This is a genomic window from Marinobacterium sedimentorum, assembly GCF_024267675.1.
In the GTDB taxonomy this organism is placed as follows: Bacteria; Pseudomonadota; Gammaproteobacteria; order Pseudomonadales; family Balneatricaceae; genus Marinobacterium_A; species Marinobacterium_A sedimentorum.
The window spans coordinates 20,692-47,296 of sequence record NZ_JALDYX010000015.1 but is presented as its reverse complement, the minus strand read 5'-3'; the positions used below and the strand labels follow the sequence as shown (position 1 = coordinate 47,296).

Below are 26,605 nucleotides of genomic sequence, written 5' to 3'. Positions count from 1 at the left end.
CTCAAAACGAACTTCCCCTCGCTACGACCGGCCAAGCCCGACAGGCTGCTAGGTTCTGGAAATAGGCACTGCGGACGTATCGAGGGTATCGGAGGATCAAAACCGGCGACTTCAGCCAGCGATGAGCTCCAGCTTGCGCCTGCGGGGCATGCGCTTGATCTGCCACTCCCGGCGCAGCGCCTCGGCGCGCCCGTCAAGCTGTTCATGCCAGAGCAGTTCTACCGGGCGACGGGCGCGGGTGTAGCGCGCCCCGAGCCGGTTATCGCCGTTGTGCTCACGCAGGCGGCGCTGCGGATCCGTGGTCACACCGGTGTAGAGACTGCCATCGGCACAGGCCAGAATATAGACAAACCAGCACGACTCGCTCAAGACAACATCCTCTTTCATTGGCAGCTGCCATTGTTGTGAAATCACCGGCACTATTCAAGCCAGCGCCTGCCCAGCAGCCTGCGAATGAATTATCATGCCCGCTCCCCCGGCAGAACCCCCACAGGACACCCATGGCCCGCCGTCGCAACAGCTATTTCCAGTGCCGTGAATTTCGTATCGAACAGGCCAACTGCGCCATGAAGGTCACCACCGATGCCAGCCTGCTGGGCGCCTGGGCACCGGTGGAACAGGCGCGGCGGCTGCTGGACATAGGCACCGGTACCGGCCTGCTCGCCCTGTTCGCAGCCCAGCGCTGCCAGGCACAGATCCACGCCATCGAACTGGACCCGGCCGCGGCGCAGGAAGCGCGCGGAAACTTTGCCGCCGCCCCCTGGGCCGATCGACTGCACCTGACAGAAGCGGATATCCGCAGCCTGCCCGCCAGCCGGGACTACGACGCCATCCTCTGCAATCCGCCCTTTTTCAGTGACTCAACCCGCAACAGCTGCGAACGCCTGGCCCGGGCCCGCCACAATGACGCCCTGCCGCTGGCCGACCTGGTGCAGGCCATCGACGGGCTCCTCAGCGATGATGGCCGTGCCTGGCTGTTGCTGCCCCTGCCGGAATGCGAGCTGCTGATAGCGGCGCTGCCTGCAACGCAGCTTCACCCAAGACACAGGCTCTGGGTCAGCTCCGGCACGGGAGACAGCCCGCACCGGGTGATACTGCAACTGGAAAAGCAGCCAGGCCCCTGCACCGCGCAGCAGCTGACACTCTATACCGAACATCCGCTGCACAGCGCCGAGGCCGCCCGGCTGTTCGAGCCCTATTACACGCACCTGCGGCGTGCGGATGCCGCTGACTCGAGCCAACAGAAAGGCCAATAGAAAAACTAACGAATAGCTTAATAATAAGAAATACGTGCATTAATAATAAAAAACCTGCACTCTTTTACCCTCGAACGGCTCAATAGCGACACACAGCGTCCAATATCGAGCGCGCCTTGCCGTCAACAACGGCAACGCTGTCCGAATACCGCTGCGCCCTGGAGACAGCATGTCAGTACACAAGCTAGATCGCACCGATCGCAGAATTCTGGAGCTGCTGCAGCAGGATGCGCGTCTGTCGGTGGCCGACATTGCCGAGCAGGTTGGCCTGTCTGCGACGCCCTGCAGCCGACGCATCAAGCGCCTGGAAGACAGCGGCTATGTGGCGCGCCAGGTCGTCATCCTGGATCCGGCCAAAATTGGCCTGCCCATGACAGTACTGGTGCATGTATCACTGGAAGCCCAGACACAGGAAAAGCTGCGCAGCTTTGAAGCCACCATCAGCGAACTGGCGGAGGTGATGGAGTGCTACCTGATTACCGGCAGCACGGCGGACTATGTGCTCAAGGTGGTGGTACCGGATCTGGATCACTATCAGCAATTGCTGCTGAATGAACTGACCGCCATCGCCGGCGTGAGATCGATTATTTCAAATTTTGTGCTGCGCCAGCCCGTGGATCGCACCGCCTATTCACTCGATCACCTCGCCCGATAACAGCAAGCCGTCACCCATCCAGGTAACGGCTTGCCAGGCAATGCAAAAACTCAGAGTTCGCCGATCTGGCGTTTCAGGTCTTCAATCTTGCGGGCAACAACCTTTTCAAGGTGATCCAGCTCTTCAAGCAACAGTTCCTTGCGGTCCAGCGAACCCTTTTCCTGGGCCACCAGCTGATCCAGCTCGGCAATGGCACGCAGATAGTAGGGCGAGGACTCGGTGGTAGCGCGATACGGTACCAGGCCATCGTTGACCTTTACGTTCTTGTGCAGGCGCTTGAACTTGAATTTCTTGCTCTTGGCAAACCACTCCCCCTGATGGCGGTGAAAATAGAGCTTCAGGATATCCACATCACCTTCGATGCGGGTGCTGTAACGCTCGATATCCTGAACATCGTCAACGCCCATGGCTGTCAAGGTCTCAAACTTATTCTCACTCATACTGTCCGCGGCTCCCGATCAGGCCCATGCAAAGTTGCCGCCATTATAGTCCTTTTGAGCCAGGGAGTACGCTCCAGCTACAACCCTTTGCAAGGTGTTTTCCACCCCCGGCAGGGACGCCGATATTGTCTATACTTTGCTCAGCCAATCAGGGACATGTTGCTCCAGTACGCGTCTGATTATCCAATGCAGTTTTCCGGCTGTGTCCAGCCCGGCGCATTGGCGCCGACAGCGTTCTCCAGGTGTTGCATCAAAAACACAGGATGTTCGATGCGAACACTACCGGGACTGCGCGCGTCCCGGCACCGCCGGATATTCCGGCTTACTTAATTCGTTGACAGGGCCTTTACATGGACTGCAAAACTTCCGGACTCACCGCCGCCACCATTCTGCGCACCCTGGACACCCATCCCGGCGCCGAATGGGTGACCATTCCCTATCGCTGTCCGTTCAACAACACACATTCCAGCCTGCCGCTGATCTCCGATCGCATGGCTGAACGCATCCGTTTTAACCTCCCCTTTGCCGCCAGTACCCTTGAAATTCGTATACTGGCAGCACTCTGTGGCGGCAAACTATATCAGGACGATCTGGTGATGCTGCTCGGCGGAGACGAAGACGACAGCGAAGAGGCCATTGAGGCCCTGCATCAGCGAGGCCTAATTGCCCTTTGTGAAACCCATCATGTACGCCACTGGCTGCTGGCCATCCCGGCGTTCGAACTAGAACTGAGGCGCGAACTGGACAGTGCCTGATGGCCAGTTGTTACAACCGGCCCAGGGAAAAACGCTCGCCACAGCTGTACACTACCAACTCTTCACCGCCATCGGCGGCGGGCTCTGTCGCCGCCATCTCGACTAGCTGATAAAACAGGCTGCGCCCAACCCGGCCCCACATGCCAAAGCGCACCTCAAGCTCCGGCGCAGGTTCGTCAGTGTCCGGCCGTGGCAGCACACGCAACGGGTGAGCGGGGCCCGCCACCACCTGGTCACCCGTCTTGCTGGTGAAGTGGAGCTCAGGGCCCCTGTCAGTCTGAACCTGCTCAAGAGTCACGAACAGAAACGGCAGGTCATCCACCTGAATGCCCACCTTTTCGACCGGCGTTTTCAGGAAGTAGTGGCCCTCTTCCTGCCAGAGGACGCGGGAAAACAGTTTCACCATGGGCGCCCGACCGATAGGTGTACCCATGTAATACCAGGTACCATCGCGACCGATACGCATGTCGATGTCACCGCAGAAGTCAGGATTCCAGCGTTCCAGCGGCCCGATACCGTCACCCTGCTGTTGCAGCGTCCGATGGGCTTCATTGAGGTCAAATCCAGTCATGGCAGGGGCTCCCGGCGTTTTGCAGTGCCTGAAAAATGGGCTGATGGGACTGCAGATTAATATCCTTCAACATCAGTGTAAAAGATTTCACCTTATAACCTAATTACATGAAATTCACTCACTGTTAGAATCTCCAGTACTTAAATGACAGAACACACGGCCCAAGCGCTATGAGCATATCGTTACAACAGAAGTTCTCCGACCCCACCCGAGGCGTCTATTTCGTCGGAACCACGCCACCACGGGACAACACGGAGCCTGAGAAAGTGACGGATATCGCCGACAAGCTGCTCGCTCGTCTGCGCCAGATCGATTACGACGGTCTTATTGTCTATGACATTCAGGACGAAAGCAGCCGTACCAGCAAGCCGCGCCCGTTCCCTTACATGCAGACCCTGGACCCGCGCGAATACTCAAGCCTGCTGCGCAAGCGCTCCAACCACGTCATCATCACCTACAAGAGTGTCGCCCAGCGCGATCGCGCCGATTTCGAGCGCTGGCTCGAAGAGTCCCGCTGCCAGTACGACGTGCATGACATGGTACTGGTTGGCAGCCCGTCATCGGACGGTGATATTCAGCTGTCCCTGCCAAAGGCCTATGAAGCGCTGCAACAGCATCCGCTGGATTTTCACCTGGGCGGCGTCACCATCGCCGAACGCCACGCCAGCAAGGGCAACGAACACCTGCGACTGCTGGCCAAGGCTGAACAGGGCTGCCAGTATTTCATCTCCCAGGCGGTGTACAACGCCCAGGCAACGATCGACCTGCTCAGCAGCTATGCCCGCGAATGCCGCAACCGCGGTGTGGCTCCGCAGCGCATTATCCTGACCTTCACGCCCTGCGGCAGCGCCAAGACACTGGAGTTCATGCAATGGCTGGGCATTTCGGTCCCCGATGCAACCCGCTGGCGCATTCTGGATGCTACCAACCCGCTGGCCGAGTCCATCCGCGTGTGTCGCAGCAATCTGGAACAGATTCTGGAATCCGTGGCGAACCTCGGCATTCCGCTGGGGCTGAACATCGAAAGCCTGACCAACCGCAAGGACGAGATCGATGCGTCCATCCGCCTGTTCAAGCTACTGAAAGCCACGCTGGATCTCAAACTCGCCGAACAGCAGCTCTGAGGACTTAGGGCTTAGGCGTCGGGGTCGCCGTACTGGCGGCGGCATCGCTGTCGAGCCGCTGCAGCAGCGTCTGCAGTTCCTGGTAACGCTCAGGTTCCCACAGGATGAGCTGGCGTTCGTAGTCGATGCGATAGCGCACATTCATCAGAAAATCCATGCCGAGCAACCCATCCGACCCAACCGCCGGGCCCTGGTGCTCGATCACCATGGCGCGCACATTGGTCGGGCTATAGGGGCCGATCTCGATACGATCAAAGCTCACCAGTTCCGTATTGATACTGCCACCGCCCGCCACCCGAGCCCGGCCGCCGGGCTGGGCGGCATAGTTCAGCCCCGCCAGCGCATTCTTGTGAAACACCGTATTGGTGGCTCCGGTATCCAGCACCATCTCGGTTTTGGCCTTGCGACCGCCGTAGACCACCGTCACCGGCACCACCACGCGGTTGCTGCCGACCTTGACCGGCGTTTCGCTCTCGCGCAGCAGCTTCTCCAGCTTGCTGCGTTGGCTGGCAAGATCCGCATGCCGCTGCCGTTCGGCCCGGGCTGCGGTTTGCTCTGGCGCCTCCGGCAGACTCGACACCGCCTGGCGGCGAGTTTCCACCTGATCCCGAAACTGCTGCGGCACTCTGGAAAGGCTGTCGACAAAGACCTGGCGCCCGCGATCATCCACATACTTGTAGATCTCAGCCTGCAGCGGGGATGCGAGCAAGGCTGGCAGCATCAGCGCCATGCCCAGCAGGCGGGTCCGAAATACCGCCTGCCAGTCGCTGTATATGCGCATATCTCGCCCCTCCTGCCCTGCTTCCCAGTTGCCGTTAGCCGCCGGCCAGCTTGACCCGAAAACCGTCCTGCTCCAGCGCCAGCTTGAGGCGCTCGCGATGATCGCCCTGAATTTCGATAACCCCGTCCTTGCAGGCACCGCCCGTGCCGCAGAGTTTTTTCAGCTTCTTGCCCAGCAGCCTGAGTTCAGCCTCGGCCAGTGGCACGCCTGTCACTGTGGTCACGCCCTTGCCCTTGCGGCCCGAGGTTTCCCTGCGAATGCGCACTATGCCATCCAAAGCGGCCAGGCGCTGGGCGTCCTCAAGGTCTGCGCAGATACAGTCAGCAACCGCCTTGCGGCAGCCAGGGCAGGTATCGCCATGTTCGGTTGAATATACCAGTCCGCTAAGCTGGTCGCGCAGTGAAGCCATGAACAGATCCTCTTTATGGATTCAGGCCGCCCACCTGACGGGCGAGATAGGTGGCGTAATTGTCGGTCATCCCGCCGATGAAATCGAGCGCGCGGCGATAGGCTTCGTAGAGTGGCAGCTGCGGCGACGGCGCATGAATACCCATCAGGCTGATAATCTTCTCGCTGCGATAGCCCAGCCCGCTGGTGCCCTTGAGGTGCTGATCATGCACCGCCCGACAGAAGGCTTCGAGCAGCACACCCAGGCTGCCGTAGGCACCCACCTCGAGCTCCGTCTTGCGGGTGTCGGGAAAGACCCGCGTTTTCGCCAGTTGCTTGGCCCGCAGCAGACCCTCGCGCACGCCGGCGTCACCATCAGCCAGCAACTCGCCGCGGTAGTCGCCTGCCATGATGGCGGCATAGTTGCGGCTAAAGGCGCTCAGCGCAGAGTCGATCATGTTTTCCATCGCCGTACCGCGTAGCGCCGAAATCTTGCGCCGCGCCGATGCCTGGGTCGCAAACAGGGTGTCATCGTAATCCAGATCCCCGCACAGCTGCAGCAGGATCGGTTTGACGTCGTCGAAACTGAGAATGTTCAGCTCGATGGCATCCTCCAGATCGAGAATGGCATAGCAGATATCGTCCGCCGCCTCCATCAGCCAGGTCAGCGGATGGCGACTCCACCAGTGCTCGCCCAGGGGTATCAGCCCCAGCGACTGCCCCAGCTTGTCGAGAATCACCCGCTCGCTCTGAAAGCTGCTGAACTTGCCCTTGGCCGTGGCGCGCTCCACCGTCCAGGGGTATTTCAGCAGTGTGCCCAGGGTCGGATAGGTCAGACGCAGGCCACCATCCAGCAGGTGATTCTCGATCCGAGTGACCACCCGGAAACCCTGGGCATTACCCTCGAAGGTTTCCAGATCGGCGCGCTCGGCCAGGGACAGCGATTGGGTCAGATCGCGGCTGGCCTGACTGCGGAACCAGTCCCGGATGGCATATTCGCCGGCGTGCCCGAAGGGTGGATTGCCGATATCGTGGGCCAGACAGGCCGATTGCACGATGGTGCCCAGATCATGGGGGCTGACCCAGGCCGGCAGCTGATCGGCAATGAGTTCGCCAACACGAATTCCCAGCGTGCGCCCCACGCTGCCCACCTCAATGGAGTGCGTCAGGCGGGTATGAATATGATCATTCAGCGCCAGCGGATGCACCTGTGTCTTGCGACCCAGGCGACGAAAGGCACTGCAGAAAACAATGCGGTCATTGTCCTTGTGAAAATGACTGCGCCCGATCTCCTGCGGGCTGACCTGTTCATGGCCATAGCGCTGCGCGGTCAAAAGCCGATCCCATTGCATTGTCATTGCGCACGACTCCAAAGCATCCATGGTTCGCTGTTCCCTGTTCGCTGTTCCCCGATAGAGCCGCCGCCCCAGGCCCGGATACAGACGCGGCCGGCGGCACATGCTTCGAGTATACCCCGGCGCTTTGGCCGGCGCGCCCCGCGTGGCCAGCCGGAGTATTCGAAAGCCTTGCACGGAACTTAATTCAAACAGCAGTTTCAAAGAGCTGAACCTGAGATAAATCAAATGCTCGCCCTGTCTTCGGGCTGATAGCGTTCGTTATCGGCACGGGCTAGTGGGCGACGCGGCTCAGGATTGGCGTTCGAATGCAGCCCGGTAAAGCAGTAAGCATGAGCCGCTACTACCCCAGGGACGGGCACCACAGCGCAGGGACAACACCATTATGCGTGAGACTATCCACTGGAGTCTTGCCGGCACGGGAGTAGGCCTGAAAAGCTGCCATGTTGATGAAATAATCAACGCAGGCGAGGATATTCGCTGGCTTGAAATCCTGCTGGATCACCACCTTGTCAAGGGTGGCGCGGCACTGCACAACCTCGAACGCCTGCGCTGCAACTTCCCGCTCACGTTGCACGGCGCCGGCCTCGCCCTGGGGTCCTGTGCGCCGCTGGACATGCACTACCTCGCCCGCATCAAGCACATGCTCAATCACCTGGATGCCAGCTGGATATCCGACCATGTATCCTTCGGCCCGCTGGGGAACTGCTTCAGCCATGAGCTGCTGCCCCTGCCCTACACCGAGGAGGCACTGGATCACATCTGCACGCGCATCCGTCAGGTTCAGGAGTTCCTCGGCCGGCGCATTCTGCTGGAAAATCCCGCCGGTTATCTGAGCTTTAGCCACTCGACCATCAGCGAAGGCGAGTTCCTGGCTGAAATGGCACAACGGGCCGACTGCTACCTGCTGCTGGATCTTAACAACTGTTATGTGACGCAGTACAACCTGGGAATTGATGCGCAGCAAACCCTGGCCCGGCTGCCGGCCAGCCGGGTACGTGAAATTCATCTGGCGGGTTTCGATGACCAGGGCACCTATCTGCTGGATGGCCACAACAGCCCGGTGCATGAACCGGTCTGGGCGCTGTATGAACAGGCCCAGCAGCTTTTTACCGCCACCCCGACCCTGATTGAATGGGAGCACGATATCCCGTCGCTGCCCGCCATCCTGAATGAAGTCAGCCGCGCCCAGCAGATCATGCAGCAATGCATTCATGCCCGAAGGCGATACTGATGCGGCTCGCCGACCTGCAGGCGGCGCTGAGGGCTGAAATGGATGGCACACCCAGTACTGAATTGCGCCAGCTCGTTACCAGCTCAAGCCTTGCACCCGAGCAATGCCTGCAGCTCTATCGAGATCTGCTGATCCGGGCACGGGCTCAGGCGCTGCAACAACTTTATCCGGTCACCGCACGGCTGCTGGGGCCGCCACTGTTTGCTGCCCTGAGTCAGCAATATGGCCGGAATCTGGCCCGCAGCGACAACAACGAGGACTTCGGCAGCGGTTTTACGCAGCTGCTGCAAGAGTGCACGCACTGTCAGGACGACCTGCAACATCTGCAGTTTCTGCCTGAGCTGGCCACACTGGAGTGGACCCTTCATCTCGCCTGGTGTGCCGGCGATGACCCGCCGCTGAACTTCGACTCCCTGATGTATGTACCAGAGTCCGAGCAGTACCGGCTGCGTCTGGTGCCCAGCCAGGCGCTGCAGCTACTGCGCTGCAACTGGCCGGTACTGGATATCTGGCACAACCATCAGCAGGACAACGCCACCGAGCTGCACCTGAATTACCATCCACAGTGGCTCTGTGTGTATCGCCAGCTGGACAGCCCCCGGGCGGAACCCCTCAGCGATAAACAGGCATGCCTGCTGAAGGGTATCCTGCGGGGTGACACCCTGTACCAGCTGGGGCGCGCCGTGCCGGACATCAATCAGCACCTGAGCATGCTGATCTCCCGACGCTGGATCACCCACTTCGAGCTACCGCCGGATAGCGCCGCTGATGATGATTCACCCAAGCGGTGATATCCCCTTGCCTCAGCCAGACGCCTTGTAGCGGGCGAGCGCCGCTGCGCGTGCCTGCGGGTAGTCTATGATCGGCTTTAACCCCCGTACGGCACTGCTGCTCACCGGATCCTGGCGCTGACGCGCCGGCAGCTGTGAAAGCTCCGGCAACCAGTGGCAGACGAACTCATCCCGAGGGTCGAAACGCTGCGCCTGGCGCAACGGGCTGAAAATACGAAAATAGGGCGCCGCATCCGCCCCCACCGAAGCGCTCCACTGCCAGCCGCCCAGGTTAGAGGCAAAGTCACCGTCAATCAGCTGCTGCATGAAAAATTCAGCCCCCAGGCGCCAGTCCACCCCCAGCAATTTGGTGAGAAAGGACGCTGTCACCATGCGCAGGCGATTATGCATCCAGCCGGTGGCAAGCAGCTGGCGCATAGAGGCATCGACGATAGGGAAACCGGTCTCGCCACGGCACCAGGCAGCAAAGCATTCGGGCCGCTGCTGCCACTGAATACGTGCTTCGACCTCGGGCCTGAAAGGCGCCAGACGGTTAAGATCGGTAAAGGCCACCAGCAGATGCCGATAAAACTCGCGCCAGACAAGCTCAGTCACCCACTGGCTTTCGAGCCAGCTCTCACCCAGGCGCTGCTGCGCCACGTTCAGGCACTGGCGCACCGACAGCTGACCGGTATTCAGATAGGCCGACAAAGACGAGGTCGCCGCCAGCGCCGGAAAATCCCGCTGCTCGCCATAGGCACCCAGATCCGTCTCGGCAAACTGGTACAACCGTGCCACAGCCTGTTCCTCGCCCACGGGCCAGAGGTGCCGGTCGTAGGGGCTTCCCAGCGGCGGAATCGGATCACTGGCAATGTCCCGCGGCACCTGACGCAAGGGCGCAGGCAGGCACGCCAGGTCACGCCGCAGCATTTCCCTGCGCCAGACTCGGCTGAACGGTGTGAACACCTTGAAGGGCTCAGCCTTGGCGCTCTGCACCGAGCCTGGTTCCAGTAGCAGATCACCATGGCAGCCTTCACAGCGCAGCCCGGCGCCACGCAGCACACGCTTGACCTCGCGATCACGGCGGCGCTCGTTGAGCGGATACTCGTAATTGAAATAAAGCCCCTGCGCCTGCACTTCGCGGCACAGCTTGAGCAAAGCCTGGGCGCAGTCGCCGTAGTCATCGACTTTAAGTAGCCGCAGCGCAATATTGCGTGCAGCCAGATCATTGGCCAGGCATTGCAGCGCATCACGCCAGAAAGCGAGTTTGCGCGGCGCATCGCCATGGCGCTGCCATTGTTCGGGTGTCAGCACCACCACGGCCAGCAAGGGCTGGCCCAGAGCCGCCGCCCCATGCAGCGCCGGATTGTCCGTCAGGCGCAGATCATTGCGAAACCAGATCAGATTCATATGTAGTTGCGCAGGCCCAGCTTGTAGGGATGCGGATCCAGATAGGATTGCTGCTTGATGTAGTCAGAGCCGTGACGCTTGAGATAGTGGCGCAGCAATGTGAGCGGCACGACCAGATGAACTTCGCCACGGTGATACTCGGCCACGCTGTCGAGGATTTCCTGCTTGCACTGGCTGTCGATGGCCTTTTTCAGATATCCAAACACATGCATCAGCACATTGACATGACTGTTGCGTGTGGCGCAGTGACTCATGTGCTCCATAAAGCCACTGATGTAAGTCTGCATGGCGACCTCGATGGGCAGGCTATGGGCCTCAGCCAGATAACGTCCGAGGATGCGGTAGCCTTCATAACTGTGGGCCATCAGCAAATACTTGCTCTGGCTGTGGAACTGCAGCAGTGCATGGTAGTTCGGCTGCGCTTCCACCTGCTGCTTCCAGCGGTGCAGTGCAAACACCCGGGCAATGAAGTTCTCCCGCAGCACCGGATCATTCAGCCGCCCTTCCTCCTCGACCGGCAGCAACGGATTGGCCCGCATGAGCGCATCGATAAAAATGCCGCGCCCGGCACCGTTGGGCATGCCATTGGGGTGATACACCTTGACCCTCTCCATGCCACAGCTCGGCGATCCCTTGATAACGATATAGCCACACATATCCGGCAGTACTGCGGCCCGCAACCGTCCCTGTTCGGCCAGCGGCGCGGTCACATCCAGCGACGGGTCCTTTGTACCCAGGGCCTTTGGGCTGGTGGCATCACCCACCAGGCGAATGGGCTCTCTGGGCACGCCGAGGCCCACGGCAAGCTCGGGGCAAAAGGGCTTGAAGCTGAAGCATTCGGACAGCACATCCAGACAGTACAGCGAGCGCTTGTGACCACCGTTATAGCGTACCTTTTCGCCCATCAGGCAGGCACTGATACCAATGGGAATGCGCTCATTTTGTGTATCAACCGCCACTTCACTCATCCGTTTCACCCTTAAAGCCCGATAAATGGCTGCACCAGCCGGCCCATCAATCCGCTGAAGCGCAATGGCGCATCCGTGGCGATCAGGCAGATGCAATCCTCGCCGCTGTCATTGATCGGCTGATGGGCAACCTGCTCATCCAGGTCGGCCACATCACCAGCCTGAAAGCGCCCCAGCTCATCGTTGTAGGAACCACGCAGTATCAGCGTCAGCTCATTACCGCGGTGGCTATGGTGTGGCACCGACAGGCCGGGCGCAATGCGCAGCAGACGGGTGGCGCCGGGTCCACCGAGGCGCAGATCCAGCTGGCGCACCCCCGGCACCAGGGTACGCCAGTCCAGTTCATCCAGCGGCTTGTTCAGATACTGCGCCAGCGGCGCCGGTATGTCTGCGTACTGCGCACGGGCCCGCACCGGCGTCTGTGTTTCAGGCGTGCCGGCATCGGTTTCCAGCAATGCCAGCACCTGATCCAGCGCACCCGGCGCCAGCGCAACCGGTGCCAGCTCCTCAAGCAAGGCGCCGCCCACCGCTTCCGCCTGGCGTACCCGCGCCTGGCAGTGAGCACAGCGATCAATATGACTGGCAACCAGCAGCGACATGCCTTCAGACAGCGAGCCCGCCGCGTACACCAGCAGGGTCGCATCATCGAGATGATGACGAATGTTCATGATGACTCCCCCCACAGCTGTTTGAGTTTTTCGAACCCGAGGCGCAGCCGGCTTTTGACACTGCCCAGCGGAATCCCGATAGCCTGGGCAATTTCAGAATGACTGCGCCCCTCGTAATAGGACAGATACAGCACCTGGGCCTGGGCCTCCGGCAAGGTCCGAATGGCCTGTGCCATGCGCGTTGCCAGCACCGCAGATTCACCGGCATGCTGTTCATCCGGATCGGGCTCGTCGGCATCCAGTTCATAGAACTGGATCTTCTCGCGGCGCAGACGATCAATGCACAGGTTGCGCGCAAGGCGGAAAATCCAGGTACTGGCATTCGCCTTGGCCGGGTCGAACATGTGGGCCTTGCGCCACACCGACAGCAGGGCTTCCTGCGCCAGTTCCTCGGCATTGGCGGGCGTCATGCCCAAACGGATGATGTAGGCTTTGACGCGCGGAGCAAAGTACTGGAACAGCCGGCCATACTCGGCCTTGTTCCGCGACTCGCCAAGTGCCGCCAGGCAGGCGCTCCACTCCTCTTTCACAGGGGGAGCCTGTTTGAACAAAGAGATGACTGCAGCCACATCGCCTCCGGACGTTTTTGTTTGTTCATTGTCCTGCTATACGTAGGTGCGGCGTGGATGGATCAGTACGACAAAAAGACAATTTAACCCCACTGCCGCTGATCTGAATGTCTGGCCATCTTCGTACAGGGAGCTCAAAGATGCAAAGGAACAGGCCATGAACATTCAGGCTATACGCCCCCTCAGGATCGCGGTCATCGGCTCGGGCATTTCGGGGCTCTCCAGCGCCTGGCTGCTCAGTCAGCAACACCAGGTAACGCTGTTCGAAAAGGATGACCGACTGGGCGGACATTCCAATACCGTCGATGTGACCCAGGGCGCCATCAGTGTTGCCGTGGATACCGGTTTTATCGTCTATAACCCGGTCAACTACCCCAATCTGGTGCGCTTTTTCCAGATTCTGGGCGTCCAAAGCCACGAGTCTGACATGTCCTTCGGGGTCTCGCTGGATCAGGGCCGGCTCGAATACAGCGGCACCGGTCTGCCGGGCCTGCTGGCGCAAAAACGCAATCTGGCGCGCCCGCGCTTCTGGTCCATGCTGCTGGATCTGTCGCGCTTCTACCGCGAAGCCCCCCACTACTGCGAAGACCCGGACACCGCCAGCCTGACCCTGGGCGAACTGCTGCAGCGCGAGGGCTATGGCAAAGCCTTTATTCAGGATCACCTGCTGCCCATGGGGGCGGCCATCTGGTCGACCCCGGTGGACCTGATGCTGGAATACCCGGCGCTGGCCTTCCTGCACTTTTGTCAGAACCATGGCCTGGTTCAGCTCAGTAACCGCCCCCAGTGGCGCACCGTCAAGGGCGGCAGTCGCAGCTACGTGAGCAGGATCGAAGCCGGCCTGCGCCGACGCGGCGAGGTGCGTCTGAACAGCCATATCCGCCGCATTGTTCGCAGCGAAGGTCAGATCAATCTGGAGTTCCTGCACGGTGAACGGGAAACCTTCGACCATGTCGTCCTGGCCTGTCATGCCAACCAGGCGCTGCAGCTGCTGCACGCACCCAGCAACCTGGAACAGAAACTGCTGGGGGCATTCAGTTATCAGCGCAACCGCGCCGTACTGCACTCAGACTCCAGCCTGATGCCCCGCAGCAAGGCCGCCTGGGCCAGCTGGAATTATCTGGCGGCACAGCAGCACAACGGCCAGCGGGAAGTCTCCGTCAGCTACTGGATGAACAGGCTGCAGCACCTGCCCGATGCCTTGCCGCTGTACGTGACGCTGAACCCGCTGCGCGAACCCGAGCCCGGCACCGTGCACCGCAGCTTCCTGTACGACCATCCCACCTTTTCGCTCGCAGCCCTGGCTGCGCAAAAACAGCTGTGGAATCTGCAGGGCCAGCAAAACACCTGGTTTTGCGGCGCCTATTTTGGCTACGGTTTCCATGAAGACGGCCTGCAGGCAGGCCTCGCCGTGGCAGAAGAACTGGGCGGACGTCCGCGCCCCTGGACACTGGATACGCCCAATCACCGTATCCACGTGAACCGAGAAGCCCGTCGGGGTCTGTCTGCATGAGCCTGTCGGCACTCTATTTCGGTCATGTCGTGCATCACCGCCTGCTGCCGCGCGTGCACCGGTTTCGCTATGGCGTGATGGCGCTGCTGCTGGATCTGGACCAGGTTGACGCGTTACAGCTGCGCCTGTTCTCCCACAATCGCTTTAACCTCTACGCCTTTTACGACCGCGATCACGGCAACGGCACAGCCACGGGTCTGAAAACGCAGATACAGCAGCAGCTGGCGCACCAGGGCATTCACCTGGGCGACGGTAAAATCCTGCTGCTGTGTTATCCGCGCATTCTGGGCTTCGTGTTCAATCCTCTGAGTGTCTATTACTGCTACGACAGCCAGGCCAACCTCAAGGCCATTCTGTACGAGGTCAGCAATACCTTTGGCGAGCGCCACAGCTACCTGCTGCCCGCCAGCAACAGCAACCAGCTAATGCACGAGGTCGACAAGTGCTTCTATGTGTCGCCGTTCATGCCGCTGGACTGCCGCTACCGCTTCTGGATGCAAGCGCCCGACAGGCGCATCGGCGTGCATATCGAACAACGTCATGCCGATGCGCTGATGTTTCGCGCCAGCTTCAGCGGTACACGCCGCCCCCTGAGTGACCGCACCCTGCTGCACGCCTGTCTGCGCTACCCACTGATGACGCTGAAAGTCGTCGCCGGCATCCACTGGGAAGCGCTGCGCCTGTGGTGCAAGGGCCTGCGCATTGAGCCCAAACCTGCGCCCCCCGCCCATACACTGACGCTGGCCTGCGTGCCGGAGAGCGCCGCTGCGCAGACCGCAGCCACCGGTATAAAAAAGCGTGATGATGGAGAAAACGCCCATGAAACCCACTGAGTTCCGCCTTGCGACTGAACTGCCCCACCTGGCCGATTCCGTCAAGACCGGCTGGTTTAATCGGCTGTGCGTGCGCATTCTGGCCCGCTGGCTGGCCCGCATGGAGTTTGGCCATCTGGACCTGGTGCTGCCCGACGGTCAGTGGATTCGGGTTGGCAACCAGAACAATCCCCGGGTGCGAGCCGAGGTTCGCCTGCACAGCCTGCGCCCCCTGCGCCGACTACTGCTCGGCGGCCAGATCGGCTGGGCCCAAGGCTATATGGCAGGCGAATGGGACAGTCCGGACATCAGCGCCCTGATACTCTGGGCACTGGGCAATGAGGCCAACTTTGGTCGGCTTGACCAGGGTTTCGCCCTGAGCGCCGCGCTGAACCGCCTGTCGCACCTGGCACGGCGCAACAGCCGCCGTGGCAGCCGGCGCAACATTGCCTATCACTACGATCTGGGCAACGATTTCTATCGGCTCTGGCTCGACCCCGGCATGACCTACTCCTCAGCCCTCTTTGCCGATCCGCAACAGAGCCTGGAGCAGGCCCAGCAAAACAAGTACCGGCGTATCTGTGACCTGCTCCAGCTCGAGCCCGGCCAGCAGGTATTGGAAATCGGCTGCGGCTGGGGCGGCTTTGCCGAAACTGCAGCCACGGAGTATGGCAGCCAGGTCAGTGGTATTACCCTGTCCCGGGAACAGCTGGCCTGGTCCCGGGAGCGCATCGCCAAACGGGGACTGGAGTCACAGTGCAACTTCTCGCTGACCGATTATCGCGACCTCGATACCCGGGTCGATCGGATTGCCTCCATAGAAATGTTCGAGGCCGTGGGTGAGGAAAACTGGCCCGAATATTTCGCCCAGATCAAACGCTGTCTCAAACCGGGTGGCCTGGCGCTGCTGCAGATCATCAGTATCGAGGATGATCGTTTTGATGAATACCGACGCAGTGCCGACTTTATCCAGCGCTATATCTTCCCAGGAGGCATGCTGCCCAGCCGTGCCCGCCTGCAGCAGGAAATCACTCACGCCGGGCTCGAGCTGATGCACCAGGAACAGTTCGGCGCCGACTATGCCCTGACGCTCAGGCTCTGGCGCGATGCCTTTTTGCAGCGGTGGCCCCAGATTTCGGCGCAGGGATTCGATGAGCGCTTCAAACGCATGTGGCTTTATTACCTGGGTTACTGCGACGGCGGCTTTCGCCACGGTGCCATTGATGTCGGCTTCTACCTGATTCGCGCCGACTAGGCGCTGTGGTGGAACGCCCGCCAGCGCTGACACAGGAGACTCTCTGGCGCTATGGCGCGCTGGGCTTGCCACTGGCGCTGCCAACGGTCGCCGTCTATGTGCTCCTGCCTACCTGGTACGCCGAACAGCGGGGCCTGGGACTGACGCAGATCGGACTGATCCTGCTGCTGACGCGGCTGTTCGACGTCATCACCGATCCGCTGGTCGGGCTCTTTATGGACCGCCATCCCAAGGTGCCGCTAACCACCCTGACACTGACAGGCGGACTCATCTGCACGCCAGCACTGCTGCTTCTGGTCAATCCGATAACACCCAGCGCCGCCCTGAGCCTGCTCACCGCACTGCTGCTGTTCTACGCCGGCTGGACGCTGATTCAGATCCCGTACCTGGCCTGGCTGCCGCGCCTGCACCCCGACAGCCTGGAGCGCAACCGCGCCACCGGCTACCGGGAGGCCCTGGCCCTGGGTGGGCTGGTACTCTCCGCCGCTCTGCCTGCCCTGCTGGGACTGGCGGGCCTTGGCGTGCAGCAATCACTCAATGCCCTGGTAATACTCGCCATGGCGGCCGGGTTCGCCGCGCTGCAAGCACTGCGCGGCCTGCCCCAGCCCCCGGCCCCGCCGCCGACGGCTGGCCACTCAGCCAGGCCCGAACTGCTGTTTCTCGACAACCGCCTGGCGCTTCGCCTGCTGCTGGGCTGGTTCATCAATGGCCTGGGCAATGGCTTTGCCGCCATTCTGTTTCCCCTGTTCGTATCGTCTTACCTGGGGGGCGGCGACCAGGCCCGGGCGCTTTATATCCTGCTGTACTTTATCGCAGCCATACTGTCACTGCCCCTGTGGCAGGGTCTGAGCCGCCTTGTGCCACGCGCACGGCTCTGGTGTCTGGCCATGCTGGCGGCCATTCTGGCCTTTGCTTTTGCCCCGCTGCTGAATGCCGACACGGCACTCTGGTTCATGCCGATCTGCCTGATTACCGGCGCAGCTCTGGGCGCCGACCTGACGCTGCCCCACGTGATCCAGGCTGAAGTGGCGGACTGGGATCGCTATCGCTTTGGTGCCGAACGCAATGCCAGCCTCTTCGCCTGCTGGAATATGGCCACCAAACTGGCTCTCGGACTCTCGGCCGGCAGCGCCTTCCTGCTGCTCGGCGCAGGTGGCTTCGATGTTGCGGCGCCCAAAACGCAATCATTGTGGCTGCTGGCACTGGTCTACGCCGTCGTGCCCTGCCTGTGCAAGGGTGCAGCCATTGTGCTGTTATGGAATTTCCCCCTGCGGCCCGGGCATCACCGCGCTATCCAGCGCCGACTGGCCAGGCGCCATGACGGACATACCGAATGACGGAGCCGACGGCTGCGCTGACCACCAGGCCACGGGTGTGCGTCAGTGGGCTGCGTCCGCCCGCTTGAGGTTTTTCAGCAGTCCGACCAGCAGGGCCGTGACCAGCGAGCCCGCGACTATTGCAACAATGTACCCTGGCCAGTGATGCACCAGCGGAATGACGAAAATACCGCCGTGGGGCGCCAGCAGTTCGCAGCCAAAGGCCATCGACAGACCGCCGGCCACCATGGCACCCAGGACACAGGCCGGAATCACCCGTAGCGGGTCCGCTGCCGCATAGGGAAGAGCGCCCTCGGTAATAAAGGACGCCCCCATCACCAGACAGGCGCGTCCCGAGTGACGCTCAAGCTCGGTAAAACAGCCGGCAAACAGCCAGGTCGCGATGCCCAGGCCCAGCGGCGGTACCATGCCGCCCGCCATGACAGCAGCCTGGGGCAGGTAATTGCCCGCTTCGATGGCGGCAATGCCAAAGGTATAGGCCGCCTTGTTGACCGGCCCCCCCATATCCACCGCCATCAGCCCGGCCAGCAGAGCGCCCAGTAGAATGCGGTTGCTAATGCCAAGTCCATTGAGCCAGTGCACAAGCACCACATTGACGGCGACCAAGGGCTCGACCAGCCAGTACATCAGGCCCCCGCACAGCAGCAGGCCTGCCACCGGGTAGATCAGCACCGTTCTGATCGCATCCAGGGCTTCTGGCAGCGGGCGACACAGCCACATCAGAAACAGCACTGTGTAGCCGCCAATGAGGCCCGCCAGCATGCCGCCGATAAAGCCGGCACCGGCCTGGGTGGCGATCAGGCCACCGACCATCGCCGGCATCAGCCCGGGCCGGTCGGCGATACTGCGCCCGATAAAGCCCGCCAGTATCGGCACCATCAGGCCAAAGGCGCCCTGCGGCCCTCCCAGGTCGAGCAGCAGTTTTGCCAGCGGATGGTAACTTGGCGAAGCCGGATCGGCAGCATCGACACCGAACAGAAGAGACAGCGTAATGAGGATGCCGCCGCCGACGACAAACGGCAGCATACTGGACACACCGGTCATCAGATGGCGGTACAAGCCCGACCAGCCGCCCTCTTTCGGCCCTTGGGCGACAAGCTGTTTGGTCATATGATGCGCCGGCTGCGGCAATTGCAGCGCCCGCAGCAACAGACGTCGCGGATGACGGATAGCATCGGTCACGGGCACCTGCAGTACCCGCTTTCCAAGAAATCGGTGGTGATCGATGTTGCGATTGACGGCCAGTATGACCGCGTCGGCCTGCTGAATATCGGCCGCCGTCAGCGGCGTCCGGACACCCGCCGCGCCATGGGTTTCGACCTTCAGGTCCATGTGCAGTGCCCGCGCCGCCTCGTGCAGTCGCTCGGCGGCCATGTAGGTATGTGCGATGCCAGCCGGGCAGGACGTGACCGCAACCAGGTGCGCTTCAGCCTCACTCGGCTCAACCGGTATGACCACACCTTCCGCTTCGGCAAACTGCTGCAGTACTTCCTGCGCTGACCGGGCGTGCAGCAGGCGTTCGCGAAAGACCGGATCGATCAGGTGGCAGGACGCCGCGGCCAGGATCTCGAGATGCTGACTGTCCGCCTGGGCGGGTTCGGCAATCATCAGAAAGAACTTCGACGGCTGACCATCGAGCGCGGCAAACTCGATTCCGCGGGGCACTATGGCAAAGGCGATGGCCGCCTCGCGCACGCTGTCCGAACGGGCATGGGGTACGGCGACGCCCTGCTCCAGCCCGGTGCTGCCGGTGTCTTCACGTGCCAGTATGGCCTGGAGAAAGGCGTCCCGATCCGTCAGTTTGCCGGCCCGGTCCAGCAGATCCACCAACTGTTCCAGTATGTCTCGCTTGCTGCTGCCCGCCAGATCGAGTGCAATCTGATGGGCAGCCAGCAAATTCGTCAGCGCCATGGCTGTGTCCCGCGTACTGCTGCTGTAAAAGCCCCGTTGCGTGAAATCCCGTGACGCAGGTTGGATGCGTACCTGGATTTACGGCACAATCCCTGACCGCTGCTACAACCATAGGGTGCCGACGCCCAGAACGCGAATCAGGGGTATCAGGCCGCCTGCTGGACCCTGCCCAGACGTCGCCGGATCAGGCGTATCACCCGACCAAGCAACGGCACTTTTTCATACAGACCGCCGGCATCCCAGTAATCAACATGGCTGGCGATGCGTCCCTGGTCATCAAAGGTCAGGCGCGAGACACCCTCTACCTGCCAGGAACCGAGCACCGGCAGGAAGGCAGTGAAGGTCCAGAGGACATAGCCACATTCACCATCCAGGCTCCAGTGGCTGACCTCAAAGCGCGGGTCGCGGGTACGTTCAAACATGTCTTCCAGCAGCCGCTGCACTGCGGCAAAGCCGCACACATCATTGAAGGGATCCCTGAAGCGCACCTGCTCACTGAGCAATGGCTCCAGTTGTGCAATGTTCTGTGGCGTCAGGGTTTCGAACAGCGCCACGTAGCGGGCGCAGGTTTGATATGCGGTCATGAACGGGTAATCCTGCGCACGAGCGGAAAATAAAGCCAGTATGGCAGCAGACGAAACAGCTTGAGAGCGAATACAAATCGCCATGGAAAGGCAATCTCGAAACGGCGCTGCCTCAACCCCCGGATAATGCGCTGCGCCGCATCGTCGGGCTCCAGCAGAAACGGCATGGGAAAGGTATTGCGATCGGTCAGGGGGGTGCGCACGAAACCCGGGTTTATCAGGCTCAGCGCAATGCCCGTACCCTTGAGATCAAACTCCAGCGCCTCGGCAAAATTAATCAGCGCGGCCTTGCTGGCGCCATAGGCACTGGCCGTGGGCAGGCCGCGGTAACCCGCGAGCGACGCGGTAATCGCCATCTGACCCGACCGGCGCCTGCGCATGCGCTCAAGCAGGGGTAGGGCAACATTTACCACGCCCATGTAATTTAGCCGCATAAGGGATTCGAACGCCGCCACCTCGAACTCATTCAGCGTCAGAGCGCGGTGGCTGCCGGCATTCAGCACCGCCAAAGTAACAGCGCCGCGCTCGGCTTCAATCTGCTCCAGGGTTGCCACACAGGCGGCGGCATCGGTGACATCCAGCGGATAGGGCCAGAGCTCGCCCGCAAGCCCCTTAGCCTGGTGCGCCAGATCCTCCAGCGCTGCGGTACCACGGGCGCTGATGGCAACGGTACAGCCCCCGCGAGCCAGTTCCAGCGCCAGCGCAGCGCCGATGCCAGTGGAAGCCCCTGTTATCCAGACAACGGACCAGTCAGTTTTCGACATACCGGATTCCTGCTCCAGGGAGGTTCAGTGGTGTTGGCCGCAAGCGCGGCGATATCACGGGGATAAAGGCGGACAAAAGAGCCATCCCGAGCTGAAAATTCCAGCCCGCGCCAGAGGCCCTCAGGGTCATACCAGACCCGGGTGTCGGCCAGATCCCCGCCCAGCAGATATCGGTCAGCCTCAATCTCGCCGCCTGCCAGCGGGATTCTGTCACGGCCCTCAAGGGTCACATCAAGCGCACTGGTGCCGCCGGTGAGGGTATTCAGCAGCTGAGATTCATGCAGTACCGCGGCATTCCAGTGATTGCTCGGCAGCAGGTTGCGGGTCATGCGCAGCAGTCCCTGGGGGCCATCGACTTCAAGCCGACCCTCCCGGGTGCGCGCATCGATGCGCACCTGATCAGCGCCGTCCTGAATATGCACCCGCAGCGCATCGAGCCTGCCGGCCTGCCACCATTCGGTGGCACTGTAGCGATAGCTATAGTCAAACCAGAGCGCAATGGGCACCTGTAAATCCATCATGACATCCACCCGCAGGCGCTCCGATTCCCGGGAGAAGGTCACACAGTGAGTGCCGATGACAACAGCGTTACGCTGTACCTCAAATACCAGTGGCGCCGGTACCCCCGGTGTCAGGGTCGTTGTCGCCTGCACCTGAGCCGCTGCACCCAGCAGCGTCACCACCAGTAGCCGCCCTGCTTTACCCAACCACCGCAGTGCACACCCGTTCATAAACTGTTCCAGCTGTAAGTCCGGTTGTGCATACGCAATACAGCCAGCATCGGATTCATGCTGGGCATTCTGCTGCTGGCCTGATGAATAAGGCACCCTTGACGTTGCACTGCAGCACAGGCTTCAATACGGTTGCTTAGCACGCACAACCCCATAGACAGATCGGGACCGCAGCCCCGCCCTTGCCGTCCCGGGCAACGGAACGACAGCAACCATGAAACAGTTTTTGCGTAACACAGCCTTGTGCTGCGGCCTGATCGCCGGCCTCAGCGTTCTGCCCGTACAGGCAGGCCCCCTGGTCCAGATGCAAACCAGCGCCGGTAATCTGGAGATCGAGCTCTTTGAAGACCAGGCCCCCAAAACCGTGGCCAACTTTCTGCAGTATGTCGATGAGGGCTACTACAACGGCTCCATCTTTCACCGCGTCATCCCTGGCTTCATGATTCAGGGCGGCGGCTTTACCGAGGACATGCAGAAAAAACAGACCCGCCCTCCCATCGAAAATGAATCCAGTAACGGCCTCAGCAATCTTGCCGGCACCCTCGCCATGGCGCGCACCAATGACCCCCACAGTGCCACCGCGCAATTCTTCATCAACAGCGTCGATAACCCAAGGCTTGACGCACAGGGCAGCCAGCACGGCTACGCGGTCTTTGGGCGGGTCCTCAAGGGGATGGATGTGGTGAACGATATCAGTAGCACCCCCACCACTGTGCGTGCGCCGCACCGTGATGTACCCACAACACCGATCTTGATTCTGGACATAAAGCTCCTGCCCACAGAAACAGAAACGCCCCGGCAACAGGATGCCGGGGCGCAATAGGTCGAACGGAACACCCCCGCCCGGCTAGCTATTATCCCGGCGGATTAACGCATGCAGCAGGGATGCTGCATCATTGGCCTTTGATGGGAACCAAGGCCCAATGCGAACGCCACGTCTTCCCTTGAGGAAGCCCAGCATGTCCACGCACGTGCCCATTCACTTCCTGTACATAACGGGCAAATAGAGAGGCAAGCTATTTATCCGCCAGGTTAGTTATTACAGCCTGATCCAGCGCAGCCGGTTGGCGTTGCTGACCACCGTCACCGATGACAGTGCCATGGCGGCACCGGCAATCGCCGGGTTCAGCAAGATTCCCGTCAGCGGGAACAGCAGGCCGGCGGCCACTGGAATGGCCACGCTGTTATAGACAAAGGCGCCAAACAGGTTCTGCTTGATGTTGCGCACCGTGGCACGCGAAATCGCAATGGCTTCCACCACGCCGGACAGCGCTCCGCTCATCAGGGTGACATCGGCGCTATCGATCGCAATATCGGTGCCTGTACCTATGGCATAGCCAATATCCGCCTGGGCCAGCGCCGGCGCATCATTGATGCCGTCGCCCACCATGGCAACGATCTCGCCGGCCTCCTGCAACTCGCTGATCTTGGCCTGCTTTTCCTCGGGCCTGACACCTGCAAATACCTGATCGATCCCTACTTCCCGGCCCACCGCCTCGGCGCTGCGCTGATTGTCTCCCGACAGCATAACGACCCGCAGCCCCATGGCGCGCAGCTGGGCAATGGCCTCAACTGCACCCGCCTTCACCGGGTCCGCCACGGCAAAGAGCGCCTGCGCCTGGCCATCCACCGCCATGAATACCAGGGAGCGGGCCTGGGCACTCCAGTGCTCGGCCTTTTCCTCCAGCGCGCTGTAATCAATGCCCAGCTGCGCCAGCCAGGCGGCATTGCCCAGCAGAATGTCATGCCCGTCGATGCGGGCCTGGACGCCTGCGCCGGACACGGCTTCAAACGCCTCGGGTACCATGCCCAGCACCGCCGTACCGGCCTGCTCGCGGGTATAGCGGGCCATGGCCTGTGCCAGCGGATGCTCGGAGCGCCGCTCTATCACATTGGCCCAGCGCAGCAGCTCATCGCGCCGCGACTCATCCAGCAGCTGCACGTCCGTCACGGCCGGGTGGCCTTCGGTAATGGTGCCGGTCTTGTCCAGCACCAGGGTGGTGATATCCCGCGCCCGCTGCAGGGCTTCACCATTGCGGATCAGGATGCCGCGCCCGGCAGCACGGCCGACGCCGACCATCACCGACATCGGCGTCGCCAGACCCAGGGCACAGGGACAGGCGACAATCAGCACCGTCATCAGCGTTACCAGGGCATAGGTGTAACGGGGTTCGGGGCCGAACCACCACCACACCAGCCCGGTCACCAGCGCCAGCACGATCACCACCGGTACAAAGATGCCGGCGATGCGGTCCGCCAGCCGGCCCAGCGCAGGCTTGCTGTTCTGCGCCCGGCGCACGGTATCGACAATCTGCGCCAGCACCGTCTGGCGACCAACATGGGTGACGTCCATCAGCAGGCTGCCATTGCCGTTCAGGGTGCTGCCCACCACAGCATCACCGGCGGCCTTGCTCACCGGTATTGGCTCGCCGGTCAGCATGGACTCGTCAATCCGGCTGCTGCCCTCAACCACCTTGCCATCCACCGGAATGCGCTCGCCAGGGTAAATCCGTACCTGGTCTCCTGGCACCAGCAGCGCCACCGGCACCTCGGTTTCCTCACCATCTCGCACACGCCGGGCGGTGCGGGGCTGCAGGTCCAGCAGCTTGCGAATGGCATCCGAGGTCTGTCCCCGGGCACGGGACTCCAGCGCCTGTCCCAGCAGGATAAAGCCCAGAATCATGACGGCGGCCTCGTAATACAGGTGCCGCGCCTCGGCCACCAGCAGCTGCGGTGCCAGGAGCGCCACCAGCAGCAGCGCACTGGAGTAAAGCCAGGCCGCCCCGGTACCCAGCGCAATCAGCGTATCCATGTTCAAATTGCGCTGTACGATGGAGCGCCAGCCGCCACGATAGATATTGCCGGCGCAGAACACCATCACCGCCAGCGTCACCAGCCCCATGGCCAGGGCTTCAAGGCGCCCGGCCGTGGTGGCTATGTCCGGCATCCAGCCCAGCAGGCCCGACACCATCATGGCGCTGCCCAGCGCCAGCGCAATCAAACTGCGGTGCAGCACCTTGCGATAGTGCTGCTGCTCGGCCTGGCGCACCTGTTCCTGGTCGTTTTCATCCTCGACCAGCATGGCGTCGTAGCCCGCCGCCCGGATGGAATCGATAATGCGGCCAGGCTCGATTTCAGCCTGCACCGTGGCGCTGCGATCGGCAAAATTGATGGCGAAGGCCTGAATGCCCTCTTCAGACTGCAACGCCTTGTCGATAGTGCGCACACAGGCCGCACAGGACACACCCTGCAATGCGAACTGGTGAATGCTGCTCATGATTGCTATGCCTCCAGCCTGGCGTTGTAGCCCGCATCCTGGATCAGATCAATGATCAGGTCACTGCTGGCGGCTGTGCGCACGGTAACGCTTTTGCTCGGCAGATCAAACTCTGCCGATTCGACCTCAGCGGAGGCAGCAAAACGGGTTTCGATGGTCCTGATGCAACCGCCACAGGAAACGCCGACCAGATTGAATTTATATTCGTGTGTCATGGGAACCTCGCTTGATTATCAGTATGGGTAACCTTCGATGACATCATAAACCCTAAACCCGACTACAGAGTCAAGACTAAAAATGCACTTTTAAATAAACCCAGTCCCGCCACGAACAGGAGGCCCAAAGCGGCGGATTCGACGTAAAACGCTGAACAGAAAGGCGGCAGAAAATGCTCAAGCCGCGTGCAACGGCGGGTAAAAACCAGAGAGTGCATATTGGCAGGCAAGTGGCGGGGGGGCTTAGCGCAGCAACGCCACGTAGGCGCCGGTCATGCGCATGGCCAGGCGCTCGCCCTGGCACAGCTCAATCGTCAGATCCAGCCGCGCCCGGCGCCGCGTTCTGAGCTTGTCGAGAAAAGCATCAATGCCGGGCTGATCCGGCAACTGCGTGCGGGCAACAAAGTCCGCATCCACCGGCGACAGGTACTTCAGGTGGCTATCCGCGATGACCAGATCACAGTCCAGCCCCTGCTCGCTCAGCAACAGCGTTATGAGTGACCAGCCACAGATGGTCGCCAGAGTCGCCTGGGAGCCACCAAAGCCGGTGCCCTTGTCGTTGATATTGGGCCCAAGTGCCGCCGGAATCGCGAGCCGCTGGCCATCATAATGGAATGGCCCCAGCCCCATGTGATTCAGCAGCGGTATCTGGCCCAACAGCCAGTGCTGAAAATCAGCGATGTCCGTCGGGCCATTCATCTCAGGCGCCATCCCAGCGGCTGACAAAATCGCTCGGCTCAAGCGCCGGGGTGCTGCGCTGCCGGCTCGGCGTTCCCAGATAGACATAGCCCACCAGGGATTCGTGTTCGTCCAGCCCCAGAGCCTGCAATACCTGTGGATCATAGGCCGGATCGCCGGTGCGCCACATGGCACCGACACCCAGGGCATGGGCTGCGGTAACGATGTTGTTGGCGGCACAGCCGGCGGAAATCTGCTGTTCGATCTGCGGCACCTTCGGGTGCTCACGGGTCGCGGCGATGACCACCACCACCGTGGGTGCGCGGCGTGGTGCCTTGAGCAGCTTTTCACCGCGCTCCGGCGCCAGTTGCGGATCGCGTGCTTTGGCCGACGCCAGAAACAGCTCGCCCAGGCGATCCAGGCCCTCGCCTTCGATCACCAGAAAGCGCCAGGGGTGGATGCCGCCATGATCGGGTGCGCGCAGCGCGGCGCGAAACATCAGCTCCAGCTGTTCGGCACTGGGGCCCGGTGCCTCTAGCAGCGGAATTGATACGCGGTTGATCAATGCATCCAGTGCATCCATGG

At 61.3% G+C, this 26,605-nt stretch carries 29 protein-coding genes; 11 read left to right on the top strand and 18 right to left on the bottom strand.

Annotation, left to right across the window (positions count from 1 at the left end; all coding sequences use genetic code 11):
* Positions 1–111: 111 nt before the first annotated feature.
* Complete coding sequence (locus MRS74_RS13700; protein WP_368671272.1) at positions 112–369, bottom strand: GIY-YIG nuclease family protein; 258 nt, start codon at positions 367–369, stop codon at positions 112–114.
* A gap of 131 nt (positions 370–500) precedes the next feature.
* On the opposite strand from MRS74_RS13700, the gene MRS74_RS13695 reads away from it, so the two are divergent.
* Both MRS74_RS13695 and MRS74_RS13690 read left to right on the top strand, forming a co-directional pair.
* Positions 501–1,256, top strand: coding sequence for a tRNA1(Val) (adenine(37)-N6)-methyltransferase (locus MRS74_RS13695; protein WP_254580842.1), 756 nt, complete (start codon positions 501–503; stop codon positions 1,254–1,256).
* A 169-nt stretch (positions 1,257–1,425) separates the two neighbouring features.
* Positions 1,426–1,911 carry an Lrp/AsnC family transcriptional regulator gene (locus MRS74_RS13690; RefSeq protein WP_254580841.1) on the top strand — a complete coding sequence of 162 codons (486 nt, stop codon included), beginning with the start codon at positions 1,426–1,428 and terminating at the stop codon, positions 1,909–1,911.
* Positions 1,912–1,961: 50 nt separating this feature from the next.
* On the opposite strand, the gene MRS74_RS13685 is transcribed toward MRS74_RS13690, so the two are convergent.
* Complete coding sequence (locus MRS74_RS13685; RefSeq protein ID WP_254580840.1) at positions 1,962–2,351, bottom strand: DUF3461 family protein; 390 nt, start codon at positions 2,349–2,351, stop codon at positions 1,962–1,964.
* A 350-nt stretch (positions 2,352–2,701) separates the two neighbouring features.
* On the opposite strand from MRS74_RS13685, the gene MRS74_RS13680 reads away from it, so the two are divergent.
* On the top strand, positions 2,702–3,106 hold the full coding sequence (locus MRS74_RS13680; protein WP_254580839.1) for a hypothetical protein: 405 nt from the start codon (positions 2,702–2,704) through the stop codon (positions 3,104–3,106).
* A 10-nt stretch (positions 3,107–3,116) separates the two neighbouring features.
* On the opposite strand, the gene MRS74_RS13675 is transcribed toward MRS74_RS13680, so the two are convergent.
* On the bottom strand, positions 3,117–3,677 hold the full coding sequence (locus MRS74_RS13675; protein WP_254580838.1) for a DUF1285 domain-containing protein: 561 nt from the start codon (positions 3,675–3,677) through the stop codon (positions 3,117–3,119).
* A 170-nt stretch (positions 3,678–3,847) separates the two neighbouring features.
* Here MRS74_RS13675 and MRS74_RS13670 point away from each other — a divergent pair, with 170 nt between their 5' ends.
* Complete coding sequence (locus tag MRS74_RS13670; protein ID WP_254580837.1) at positions 3,848–4,801, top strand: methylenetetrahydrofolate reductase; 954 nt, start codon at positions 3,848–3,850, stop codon at positions 4,799–4,801.
* Between the two features lie 4 nt (positions 4,802–4,805).
* Here the strand turns inward: MRS74_RS13670 and MRS74_RS13665 are convergent, their stop codons facing one another.
* The 3 genes from MRS74_RS13665 to MRS74_RS13655 are packed head-to-tail and all read right to left on the bottom strand — an operon-like array spanning position 4,806 to position 7,327.
* The gene (locus MRS74_RS13665; protein ID WP_254580836.1) at positions 4,806–5,582 is read right to left on the bottom strand and encodes an aspartyl protease family protein; all 777 of its coding nucleotides are present in this window, start codon (positions 5,580–5,582) and stop codon (positions 4,806–4,808) included.
* 34 nt (positions 5,583–5,616) lie between these two features.
* Positions 5,617–5,991 carry a translation initiation factor Sui1 gene (locus MRS74_RS13660; RefSeq protein WP_254580835.1) on the bottom strand — a complete coding sequence of 125 codons (375 nt, stop codon included), beginning with the start codon at positions 5,989–5,991 and terminating at the stop codon, positions 5,617–5,619.
* Positions 5,992–6,004: 13 nt separating this feature from the next.
* The gene (locus MRS74_RS13655) at positions 6,005–7,327 is read right to left on the bottom strand and encodes a deoxyguanosinetriphosphate triphosphohydrolase (RefSeq protein ID WP_254580834.1); all 1,323 of its coding nucleotides are present in this window, start codon (positions 7,325–7,327) and stop codon (positions 6,005–6,007) included.
* Positions 7,328–7,709: 382 nt separating this feature from the next.
* On the opposite strand from MRS74_RS13655, the gene bufB reads away from it, so the two are divergent.
* Both bufB and MRS74_RS13645 read left to right on the top strand, forming a co-directional pair.
* Positions 7,710–8,558, top strand: a complete 849-nt coding sequence (gene bufB / locus MRS74_RS13650; RefSeq protein WP_254580833.1) for an MNIO family bufferin maturase — start codon at positions 7,710–7,712, stop codon at positions 8,556–8,558.
* On the top strand, positions 8,558–9,349 hold the full coding sequence (locus MRS74_RS13645) for an HvfC/BufC family peptide modification chaperone (protein ID WP_254580832.1): 792 nt from the start codon (positions 8,558–8,560) through the stop codon (positions 9,347–9,349). The genes bufB and MRS74_RS13645 overlap by 1 nt, the downstream gene beginning before the upstream one ends.
* Positions 9,350–9,361: 12 nt before the next feature.
* Here the strand turns inward: MRS74_RS13645 and MRS74_RS13640 are convergent, their stop codons facing one another.
* The 4 genes from MRS74_RS13640 to MRS74_RS13625 are packed head-to-tail and all read right to left on the bottom strand — an operon-like array spanning position 9,362 to position 12,904.
* Positions 9,362–10,738, bottom strand: coding sequence for a cryptochrome/photolyase family protein (locus MRS74_RS13640; protein ID WP_254580831.1), 1,377 nt, complete (start codon positions 10,736–10,738; stop codon positions 9,362–9,364).
* Positions 10,735–11,706 (bottom strand): YbgA family protein, encoded by a 972-nt coding sequence (locus MRS74_RS13635; RefSeq protein WP_254580830.1) that lies wholly within the window; start codon positions 11,704–11,706, stop codon positions 10,735–10,737. The genes MRS74_RS13640 and MRS74_RS13635 overlap by 4 nt, the downstream gene beginning before the upstream one ends.
* Before the next feature lie 11 nt (positions 11,707–11,717).
* Positions 11,718–12,374 (bottom strand): ChrR family anti-sigma-E factor, encoded by a 657-nt coding sequence (locus tag MRS74_RS13630; protein ID WP_254580829.1) that lies wholly within the window; start codon positions 12,372–12,374, stop codon positions 11,718–11,720.
* Positions 12,371–12,904: a sigma-70 family RNA polymerase sigma factor gene (locus MRS74_RS13625; RefSeq protein WP_254580828.1), complete on the bottom strand. Its 534-nt coding sequence runs from the start codon at positions 12,902–12,904 to the stop codon at positions 12,371–12,373. Before MRS74_RS13625 ends, MRS74_RS13630 begins: the two co-directional genes overlap by 4 nt.
* A 196-nt stretch (positions 12,905–13,100) precedes the next feature.
* Here MRS74_RS13625 and MRS74_RS13620 point away from each other — a divergent pair, with 196 nt between their 5' ends.
* The 4 genes from MRS74_RS13620 to MRS74_RS13605 are packed head-to-tail and all read left to right on the top strand — an operon-like array spanning position 13,101 to position 17,860.
* Positions 13,101–14,456, top strand: coding sequence for an NAD(P)/FAD-dependent oxidoreductase (locus MRS74_RS13620; RefSeq protein WP_254580827.1), 1,356 nt, complete (start codon positions 13,101–13,103; stop codon positions 14,454–14,456).
* Positions 14,453–15,289 (top strand): DUF1365 domain-containing protein, encoded by an 837-nt coding sequence (locus tag MRS74_RS13615; RefSeq protein WP_254580826.1) that lies wholly within the window; start codon positions 14,453–14,455, stop codon positions 15,287–15,289. Before MRS74_RS13620 ends, MRS74_RS13615 begins: the two co-directional genes overlap by 4 nt.
* On the top strand, positions 15,276–16,523 hold the full coding sequence (locus tag MRS74_RS13610; protein WP_254580825.1) for an SAM-dependent methyltransferase: 1,248 nt from the start codon (positions 15,276–15,278) through the stop codon (positions 16,521–16,523). The genes MRS74_RS13615 and MRS74_RS13610 overlap by 14 nt, the downstream gene beginning before the upstream one ends.
* 8 nt (positions 16,524–16,531) lie before the next feature.
* The gene (locus MRS74_RS13605) at positions 16,532–17,860 is read left to right on the top strand and encodes an MFS transporter (protein WP_254580824.1); all 1,329 of its coding nucleotides are present in this window, start codon (positions 16,532–16,534) and stop codon (positions 17,858–17,860) included.
* A gap of 42 nt (positions 17,861–17,902) precedes the next feature.
* On the opposite strand, the gene MRS74_RS13600 is transcribed toward MRS74_RS13605, so the two are convergent.
* The 4 genes from MRS74_RS13600 to MRS74_RS13585 all read right to left on the bottom strand — a co-directional run bounded on the left by MRS74_RS13600 (position 17,903) and on the right by MRS74_RS13585 (position 21,850).
* Positions 17,903–19,771 (bottom strand): PTS fructose transporter subunit IIABC, encoded by a 1,869-nt coding sequence (locus tag MRS74_RS13600; protein WP_254580823.1) that lies wholly within the window; start codon positions 19,769–19,771, stop codon positions 17,903–17,905.
* 146 nt (positions 19,772–19,917) lie between these two features.
* Positions 19,918–20,355 carry a nuclear transport factor 2 family protein gene (locus MRS74_RS13595; RefSeq protein ID WP_254580822.1) on the bottom strand — a complete coding sequence of 146 codons (438 nt, stop codon included), beginning with the start codon at positions 20,353–20,355 and terminating at the stop codon, positions 19,918–19,920.
* Positions 20,352–21,119, bottom strand: coding sequence for an SDR family NAD(P)-dependent oxidoreductase (locus MRS74_RS13590; protein WP_254580821.1), 768 nt, complete (start codon positions 21,117–21,119; stop codon positions 20,352–20,354). Before MRS74_RS13590 ends, MRS74_RS13595 begins: the two co-directional genes overlap by 4 nt.
* Positions 21,086–21,850: a DUF6134 family protein gene (locus MRS74_RS13585; protein ID WP_254580820.1), complete on the bottom strand. Its 765-nt coding sequence runs from the start codon at positions 21,848–21,850 to the stop codon at positions 21,086–21,088. The genes MRS74_RS13590 and MRS74_RS13585 overlap by 34 nt, the downstream gene beginning before the upstream one ends.
* Positions 21,851–22,064: 214 nt before the next feature.
* Here MRS74_RS13585 and MRS74_RS13580 point away from each other — a divergent pair, with 214 nt between their 5' ends.
* Positions 22,065–22,673 carry a peptidylprolyl isomerase gene (locus MRS74_RS13580; RefSeq protein ID WP_254580819.1) on the top strand — a complete coding sequence of 203 codons (609 nt, stop codon included), beginning with the start codon at positions 22,065–22,067 and terminating at the stop codon, positions 22,671–22,673.
* Between the two features lie 216 nt (positions 22,674–22,889).
* Here MRS74_RS13580 and MRS74_RS13575 read toward each other — a convergent pair whose 3' ends face one another.
* From MRS74_RS13575 to MRS74_RS13560, 4 genes are all read right to left on the bottom strand, one after another.
* Positions 22,890–25,127 carry a heavy metal translocating P-type ATPase gene (locus MRS74_RS13575; RefSeq protein ID WP_254580818.1) on the bottom strand — a complete coding sequence of 746 codons (2,238 nt, stop codon included), beginning with the start codon at positions 25,125–25,127 and terminating at the stop codon, positions 22,890–22,892.
* Positions 25,128–25,132: 5 nt separating this feature from the next.
* Positions 25,133–25,342: a heavy-metal-associated domain-containing protein gene (locus MRS74_RS13570; RefSeq protein ID WP_254580817.1), complete on the bottom strand. Its 210-nt coding sequence runs from the start codon at positions 25,340–25,342 to the stop codon at positions 25,133–25,135.
* A 243-nt stretch (positions 25,343–25,585) separates the two neighbouring features.
* A complete protein-coding gene (locus MRS74_RS13565; RefSeq protein WP_254580816.1) occupies positions 25,586–26,041 on the bottom strand; it encodes a YiiD C-terminal domain-containing protein in 456 nt (151 codons plus the stop codon).
* A 1-nt stretch (position 26,042) separates the two neighbouring features.
* A complete protein-coding gene (locus tag MRS74_RS13560) occupies positions 26,043–26,603 on the bottom strand; it encodes a nitroreductase family protein (RefSeq protein WP_254580815.1) in 561 nt (186 codons plus the stop codon).
* Positions 26,604–26,605: the final 2 nt, after the last annotated feature.

Coding starts and splice junctions, on each gene's coding strand:
- MRS74_RS13645 (WP_254580832.1), top strand. CDS start 8,558: ATGCGGCTCGCCGACCTGCAGGCGGCGCTGAGGGCTGAAATGGATGGC.
- MRS74_RS13615 (WP_254580826.1), top strand. CDS start 14,453: ATGAGCCTGTCGGCACTCTATTTCGGTCATGTCGTGCATCACCGCCTG.
- MRS74_RS13685 (WP_254580840.1), bottom strand. CDS start 2,351: ATGAGTGAGAATAAGTTTGAGACCTTGACAGCCATGGGCGTTGACGAT.
- MRS74_RS13695 (WP_254580842.1), top strand. CDS start 501: ATGGCCCGCCGTCGCAACAGCTATTTCCAGTGCCGTGAATTTCGTATC.
- MRS74_RS13675 (WP_254580838.1), bottom strand. CDS start 3,677: ATGACTGGATTTGACCTCAATGAAGCCCATCGGACGCTGCAACAGCAG.
- MRS74_RS13640 (WP_254580831.1), bottom strand. CDS start 10,738: ATGAATCTGATCTGGTTTCGCAATGATCTGCGCCTGACGGACAATCCG.
- MRS74_RS13590 (WP_254580821.1), bottom strand. CDS start 21,119: ATGTCGAAAACTGACTGGTCCGTTGTCTGGATAACAGGGGCTTCCACT.
- MRS74_RS13665 (WP_254580836.1), bottom strand. CDS start 5,582: ATGCGCATATACAGCGACTGGCAGGCGGTATTTCGGACCCGCCTGCTG.
- MRS74_RS13595 (WP_254580822.1), bottom strand. CDS start 20,355: ATGACCGCATATCAAACCTGCGCCCGCTACGTGGCGCTGTTCGAAACC.
- MRS74_RS13630 (WP_254580829.1), bottom strand. CDS start 12,374: ATGAACATTCGTCATCATCTCGATGATGCGACCCTGCTGGTGTACGCG.
- MRS74_RS13690 (WP_254580841.1), top strand. CDS start 1,426: ATGTCAGTACACAAGCTAGATCGCACCGATCGCAGAATTCTGGAGCTG.
- MRS74_RS13620 (WP_254580827.1), top strand. CDS start 13,101: ATGAACATTCAGGCTATACGCCCCCTCAGGATCGCGGTCATCGGCTCG.
- MRS74_RS13565 (WP_254580816.1), bottom strand. CDS start 26,041: ATGAATGGCCCGACGGACATCGCTGATTTTCAGCACTGGCTGTTGGGC.
- bufB (WP_254580833.1), top strand. CDS start 7,710: ATGCGTGAGACTATCCACTGGAGTCTTGCCGGCACGGGAGTAGGCCTG.
- MRS74_RS13570 (WP_254580817.1), bottom strand. CDS start 25,342: ATGACACACGAATATAAATTCAATCTGGTCGGCGTTTCCTGTGGCGGT.
- MRS74_RS13580 (WP_254580819.1), top strand. CDS start 22,065: ATGAAACAGTTTTTGCGTAACACAGCCTTGTGCTGCGGCCTGATCGCC.
- MRS74_RS13670 (WP_254580837.1), top strand. CDS start 3,848: ATGAGCATATCGTTACAACAGAAGTTCTCCGACCCCACCCGAGGCGTC.
- MRS74_RS13575 (WP_254580818.1), bottom strand. CDS start 25,127: ATGAGCAGCATTCACCAGTTCGCATTGCAGGGTGTGTCCTGTGCGGCC.
- MRS74_RS13635 (WP_254580830.1), bottom strand. CDS start 11,706: ATGAGTGAAGTGGCGGTTGATACACAAAATGAGCGCATTCCCATTGGT.
- MRS74_RS13655 (WP_254580834.1), bottom strand. CDS start 7,327: ATGACAATGCAATGGGATCGGCTTTTGACCGCGCAGCGCTATGGCCAT.
- MRS74_RS13660 (WP_254580835.1), bottom strand. CDS start 5,991: ATGGCTTCACTGCGCGACCAGCTTAGCGGACTGGTATATTCAACCGAA.
- MRS74_RS13680 (WP_254580839.1), top strand. CDS start 2,702: ATGGACTGCAAAACTTCCGGACTCACCGCCGCCACCATTCTGCGCACC.
- MRS74_RS13600 (WP_254580823.1), bottom strand. CDS start 19,771: ATGGCGCTGACGAATTTGCTGGCTGCCCATCAGATTGCACTCGATCTG.
- MRS74_RS13585 (WP_254580820.1), bottom strand. CDS start 21,850: ATGAACGGGTGTGCACTGCGGTGGTTGGGTAAAGCAGGGCGGCTACTG.
- MRS74_RS13560 (WP_254580815.1), bottom strand. CDS start 26,603: ATGGATGCACTGGATGCATTGATCAACCGCGTATCAATTCCGCTGCTA.
- MRS74_RS13610 (WP_254580825.1), top strand. CDS start 15,276: ATGAAACCCACTGAGTTCCGCCTTGCGACTGAACTGCCCCACCTGGCC.